The sequence below is a fragment of the Roseobacter sp. genome (genome assembly GCF_024639605.1).
Taxonomy (GTDB): Bacteria; Pseudomonadota; Alphaproteobacteria; order Rhodobacterales; family Rhodobacteraceae; genus Roseobacter.
Genome location: NZ_JAHEHZ010000181.1, coordinates 1 through 5,718, shown reverse-complemented (window position 1 = coordinate 5,718; position 5,718 = coordinate 1). Strand labels below are relative to the sequence as shown.

Sequence of the window (5,718 nt, the reverse complement as noted above, 5' to 3'; positions counted from 1 at the left end):
CGCTTATTACAGGTCGCCGGCCTTTCAGAACAAGGCCAAAGGTACGCAGCAGAACTATCGAAGGCACTGCGAAGATATTCGTGAGAAAAACGGTGACAAAGACATGACGAGCTTCCGACGCAAGGATGCACTGAAGGTTCAGTCCGCGCTGCAAGATAACTGGTCCAAAGCAAATGAACGCCTGGCCGTTTTGTCGATACTGTGCAAGTTCGCGGTCGATATTGAGTGGATAGATCGCAACCCTGTGGTTGATATTGTAAAACTCAAGGGCGGCGAATACGAGCCTTGGCCAGACGATAAACTGGCGGCTTACGAACGCTACTGCGACCGCCACAATCTGGCGACTGCGCGGACGATCTATGAACTGGCTATCGGGACCGGTCAGCGAATCGGCGACTGCGTCCAGATGGAGTGGAAAGACTTCGATGGCGAATATATGACCGTTACGCAGGAAAAGACCGGCACTAAATTGTCGATCTACTGCCCTGAACGTCTGCAATTATATCTTAGCAGCCTGCCCAAAACAGGACGGCACATCCTCGCCAAAAATCTGACCGAGCACAAAGCGAAGCGGGCTGCACAAAAGGCCGTTGAAGATGTGCGGCGCGCACTGTGCATCATGGATGGCCCTGGCCGTCTTGTGCCGCACGGATGGCGCTACACAGCGGCTGTGCAGCTTTCTGACGCCGGGTGCAGCGACGATGAAGTACAGGCCGTGACCGGCCACAAAACACTCGAGATGGTGAGAAAGTACAGGGCGCAGCGAGATCAGCGAGCAGCTTCAAAGCGCGCGCAACAAAAGCGGAATCGGTAGAACGGAACAAGTACAGAACAAGAAACTGCGAAACTAACTGCGAAACTTTCAAAACAGGCATGAGAAGAAAGAGTGGCACAATGACAAAAAAGAATTTGAAAACAATGTGGTGCGGGTGGAGGGACTTGAACCCCCACGCCTTGCGGCGCCAGAACCTAAATCTGGTGCGTCTACCAATTTCGCCACACCCGCAAAGGGCCGCAAGCGGCCTGTCGCGGTTCCTGCCAAACCAGCACTGCAGTAGCAAGAGAAAAGACACGGCGGTTAAGCAGATATTATCCCTCTGCATGGTTTGATCGCGTTGTTATGACCGGTTTCAGGTAACGATTCTGCGGGGCAGCATGCAGCGAACATCTCTTCCTCAGCATTTCGCGCGCAGGGCTGCAGACAGCCGCCAGGAGGTTGCCGGCCTTGTACATGGCACGGCGGTTCTGACGTTGCACGGACAGATCCCTGTGCAACATCTGCGCTGTGGAGATCAGATCATCACCCGCGGGAGCGGGAGTGCTGCCGTGCAAAGCATTGAGGTCATCAGCGCTGTGACCCGTGTTGTTTATGTCATCGCAGGGTCGCTCGGGCATTCATCCCGGACCACAGACACCCTCCTGAGCGCGGGGCAGCCAGTGCTGTTGCGTGACTGGCGCGCGCGGGCGTTCGGCGGGGCGGATGAGGCGCTGGTGCGCGCCGGCGATCTTGCCGATGGTGAGTTTGTGCGTGATCTGGGTCAGTTTCCCGTCACGCTGTACCGGATCCGCTGCGCGGAACCCTCGGTTATATATGCAGGCGGGATGGAGCTTGGAACAGCGGACAGCCTGCGCGCGCAGCGGCACCGTTATTCCGGCTGATCCTGCAGACCGCGCAACACCTGCGGCAGCATTTCACTGAGATCCTCAGCGATGAGACCCGGGCCAAAGACACGAGCGGCCTCGGTGTGCAACCAGGTTGCAGCCTCTGCACAGACAATCAGATCCGGCGAGACCGGCCCGGCCGCGATCCCGGCAATCATACCGGCGAGCACGTCTCCCGCGCCTGCTGTTGCCAGCCAGGGCGCCCGGCGATCATAGGCTGCCGCATGGACGGTGGCTCCGCCGTCCGGTGCGGCAATAACAGTATCGGGCCCCTTCAGCAGCACGACGCATCCCGCCCGCGCCGCCGCACGGCGGGCCACATCGATCTTTGAGGCATCCCCGCGTGCGCTCTGCGAAAGATCCGGAAAAAGGCGTGCGAATTCGCCCTCATGCGGCGTCAGAATGGTGCGCGCATGGGTCATGGCAAAGAGCGCGTCCGGGTCATCGGCAAAGCTCGTGAGCGCATCGGCGTCCAGCACCACGGCAGGCGGGCGCCAGTCGCGAACACCTTCTGCGCGCGCCAGCACCTGAGCGACAAGCGCGCGGGTGCGCGCCCCGGTTCCCAGCCCCGGCCCGACACAAAATGCCGTCACACGGTCGTCCGCGACCTGCGCGAGGTCCTGTGGATCGTCCAGTCCGCGCAGCATGACCGCATTGAGGTGCATCGCGTTTTCCATCACTGCGGCTTTCGGACAGACCAGCGTCACCAGCCCTGCCCCGATGCGCAATGCCGCCCGGGCCGCAAGGCGACCGGCCCCGCCGCGCCCGACGCCGCCGGCAAAAGCGATCACATGGCCGTAGTCGTATTTATGTCCTGCAAATCTGTTTTTCGTCAGAACCATACCCGGCCAGCGACGCACCGGCCGGCCCGCAAACTTCGGTTCTGCCAGGCGCGTGCGTTCAGGACAGGGGGGCTGGCCGACCATCGAGCGCTCCCCTGCCTCGCCCCTGAGCCCGATATCCACCACAGCAATCCGGCCGCAGATCAGCGGCCCCATACCAAGGTAATGGCCCGCCTTGGGGCTGTGAAACGTCACCGTCAGGTCCGCACTGTTCACAAACTGCGGCCAGGGGTTGAAATCCTCGTCCTCGGGGTCTCCGTTAAAGGGCAGCATACCATTGTCGAGGTTCAGCCCGGACGGACAGTCCACCGCGACCCGCGCGATGTCATAGCTTTGTTTCCACCGGCGGCACCCGCGTGCGCCCAGCACCTCCGCGATGTCCCGCGGCAGCGGTCGCGTCAGCCCGGTGCCGAAAACAGCATCGATAATCACATCCGGGCGCGCGCCGTTGCGGATCGCCTCACTATTCCAGTCATGCACGTCCGTAAGTGCGGTCAGCCGGTCATAATTGCCCCGGGCATCGGGCGGCAGCCTGTCAGGATCACCGGAGAGAAAAACATCCGCGCGCCAGCCGGCTTTGATCAGCAGACGCGCGATAACGAACCCGTCGCCGCCGTTATTGCCGGGCCCGCAGAGCACCAGCGCCCGGTGGGGTTTTATCCGCAGGTCCGGCCAGCGTGCCAGAAGCCCGGACACAACACCCTGCCCGGCTTTTTCCATCATCCCGGCACCCGTTACGGTACCGGCATCAATAGCCGCCTGTTCCAGATCCCGCATCTGCCGCGCGGTCAGCAGTTCAGTCATGTCGGCGCTCGGGATTCATTTTTGCCTGTTTTTTGTGCATAATGTTTATTTCTTAATCGCACGCTGATCAAATTGATCCGGGTGCAGAAGCAGTTTACCCCTGTTCATGGACCCTGACAGCCCGAAATGGTCTGTCCGGGATGAACTGCGGCAAGGGAGGCCAGCATGAAGAAGATAGAAGCGGTTATCAAACCGTTCAAACTCGATGAAGTAAAGGAGGCTCTGCAGGAAGTGGGCATCCAGGGCCTTTCCGTCATCGAAGTCAAAGGGTTCGGCCGTCAGAAAGGCCATACCGAGCTTTACCGCGGCGCAGAGTACGTCGTCGATTTCCTGCCGAAGGTGAAGATCGAGATCGTGCTTGATGATGACATGGTCGACAGCGCCATCGAGGCCATCGTGGCCGCCGCTAAAACCGAGAAAATCGGCGATGGCAAGATTTTCGTAACACCGGTCGAGCAGACGATCCGCATCCGCACAGGCGAAACAGGCTCCGACGCGCTCTGACCGCGCCGCCGTACACCTAATCATTCCAACAAAGAGGGATATCCGAGAATGAGCAAAGAACTACTCAAGATGATCGCCGATGAAGATGTGGCCTATGTCGACATCCGCTTTACTGACCCGCGCGGCAAGCTGCAGCACGTCACCGTGATGGCCGATCAGGTCGATGAGGACTTCCTTGAGGAGGGGTTCATGTTTGACGGCTCTTCCATTGAAGGCTGGAAATCGATTGAAGCCTCGGACATGAAGCTGATGCCCGACACTGACAGCGCCTATATCGATCCCTTCTATGCCGAAAAGACAGTCTGCCTGCATTGCTCGGTTGTCGAGCCGGACACCGGCGAGGCCTATGACCGTGATCCGCGCGGCACCGCACAGAAAGCCGAAGAGTACCTGAAATCCACCGGTGTCGGCGATGTGGCTTATATGGGTCCGGAAGCTGAATTCTTCCTCTTCGACAACGTGCGCTATTCCACCACGATGAACAAAGTGTCCTATGAAGTGGACGCGGTAGACGCCTCCTGGAACACCGATGCCGAGTTCGAAATGGGCAACATGGGCCACCGTCCGGGCATCAAGGGTGGTTACTTCCCGGTAAACCCGACCGACGAGTCCCAGGACCTGCGCTCCGAGATGCTTTCAACGATGAAGCGTCTGGGCATGAAAGTGGACAAGCACCACCACGAGGTGGCCTCGTGCCAGCACGAGCTTGGTCTGATCTTTGACAGCCTGACAAAACAAGCCGACGAGCTGCAGAAGTATAAATACGTGATCCACAACGTGGCCCATGCCTACGGCAAATCCGCGACCTTCATGCCCAAGCCCATCGCTGGCGACAACGGCACCGGCATGCACGTGAACATGTCGATCTGGAAAGACGGCAAGCCGGTTTTCGCTGGCGATAAATACGCCGATCTGAGCCAGGAAGCGCTCTATTTCATCGGTGGTATTCTCAAGCACGCAAAAGCGCTGAATGCCTTCACCAATCCCGGCACCAACAGCTACAAGCGTCTGATCCCCGGGTTTGAAGCGCCTGTGCTGCGCGCCTATTCCGCGCGTAACCGCTCGGGCTGCGTGCGGATCCCGTGGACAGAAAGCCCCAAAGCCAAGCGCGTCGAGGCCCGTTTCCCCGATCCGAGCGCCAACCCCTATCTGTGCTTTGCGGCTCTGCTGATGGCCGGTCTTGACGGCATCATGTCCAAGATCGATCCCGGAGAGGCGATGGACAAGAACCTCTATGACCTTCCCGCCGAAGAGCTGGCCGGCATTCCGACCGTCTGCGGCTCCCTGCGCGAAGCGATAGAAGAGCTCAAAGCCGACATGGGCTTCCTGCTCAAAGGCGATGTCTTCACCGAAGATCAGATCGAAGGCTACATCGACCTGAAAATGGAAGAGATCGAGCGTTACGAGCACACACCACACCCGGTTGAGTTCGCAATGTACTACAGCTGCTGAACTGTTCCGGGCGCGCTCCGGCGTACCCGGCCACAGGTTTCAACGGACGCTCCTCACCGGGGCGTCCGTTTGCGTTTGTGGGATCAGATAAGGCCATCTCCCTTGTTGCACAGGTTAAACAAGTTATGGCAAATAACTGTAATCATGACATTTTCTCAGAGAGTGGCTGGCGGCAGCACGGATCCCGGATGTGCGGGCGGCCACCTGCCCAGGTCCGGCGCCAGGTGACTGTACCGCTCATGGCGATCGCAGGGCCACATCAGCACTGCGAGAGCTGAGCCCGCGTCATGAACCGCGGACAAAAACGCCCGAAAATGGTCATTATTTTTAATTAGGGTAACAATCACCCCGGCCTGTCCGGACGTCCGATCAATGGTGAAGCCCTGCGCGCATGCTTGTCTTTCTGTTCACATTATCATCCGTGTTTCTCATCGCGGCGCTCACGATACCGGTC

The 5,718-nt window shown here is 59.1% G+C and carries 5 protein-coding genes and 1 tRNA gene; 4 read left to right on the top strand and 2 right to left on the bottom strand.

All coding sequences use genetic code 11. The annotated features are described in order from the left end of the window. Positions 1–814: tyrosine-type recombinase/integrase (locus Q0M35_RS16745; protein ID WP_295317408.1), on the top strand; the 814-nt coding region annotated here is incomplete at its 5' end. Between the two features lie 107 nt (positions 815–921). Here the strand turns inward: Q0M35_RS16745 and Q0M35_RS16740 are convergent. Continuing rightward, positions 922–1,006, bottom strand: a tRNA-Leu gene (locus tag Q0M35_RS16740). A 149-nt stretch (positions 1,007–1,155) separates the two neighbouring features. Between Q0M35_RS16740 and Q0M35_RS16735 the strand changes: the two genes are divergently transcribed. After that, the gene (locus tag Q0M35_RS16735) at positions 1,156–1,659 is read left to right on the top strand and encodes a Hint domain-containing protein (RefSeq protein ID WP_295317407.1); all 504 of its coding nucleotides are present in this window, start codon (positions 1,156–1,158) and stop codon (positions 1,657–1,659) included. Here the strand turns inward: Q0M35_RS16735 and Q0M35_RS16730 are convergent. Next, positions 1,647–3,308 carry an NAD(P)H-hydrate dehydratase gene (locus Q0M35_RS16730; RefSeq protein ID WP_295317406.1) on the bottom strand — a complete coding sequence of 554 codons (1,662 nt, stop codon included), beginning with the start codon at positions 3,306–3,308 and terminating at the stop codon, positions 1,647–1,649. The two genes, Q0M35_RS16735 and Q0M35_RS16730, sit on opposite strands and share 13 nt — an antisense overlap. A gap of 165 nt (positions 3,309–3,473) precedes the next feature. Here Q0M35_RS16730 and Q0M35_RS16725 point away from each other — a divergent pair, with 165 nt between their 5' ends. Further along, positions 3,474–3,812, top strand: a complete 339-nt coding sequence (locus Q0M35_RS16725; protein ID WP_169640746.1) for a P-II family nitrogen regulator — start codon at positions 3,474–3,476, stop codon at positions 3,810–3,812. Positions 3,813–3,860: 48 nt separating this feature from the next. Next, the gene (glnA, locus tag Q0M35_RS16720; protein WP_295317405.1) at positions 3,861–5,264 is read left to right on the top strand and encodes a type I glutamate--ammonia ligase; all 1,404 of its coding nucleotides are present in this window, start codon (positions 3,861–3,863) and stop codon (positions 5,262–5,264) included. Positions 5,265–5,718: the final 454 nt, after the last annotated feature.

What these genes read in the sequence shown, in the direction of transcription:
- Q0M35_RS16730 (WP_295317406.1), bottom strand. Translation starts at nt 3,308, where the DNA reads ATGACTGAACTGCTGACCGCGCGGCAGATGCGGGATCTGGAACAGGCG.
- glnA (WP_295317405.1), top strand. Translation starts at nt 3,861, where the DNA reads ATGAGCAAAGAACTACTCAAGATGATCGCCGATGAAGATGTGGCCTAT.
- Q0M35_RS16725 (WP_169640746.1), top strand. Translation starts at nt 3,474, where the DNA reads ATGAAGAAGATAGAAGCGGTTATCAAACCGTTCAAACTCGATGAAGTA.
- Q0M35_RS16735 (WP_295317407.1), top strand. Translation starts at nt 1,156, where the DNA reads ATGCAGCGAACATCTCTTCCTCAGCATTTCGCGCGCAGGGCTGCAGAC.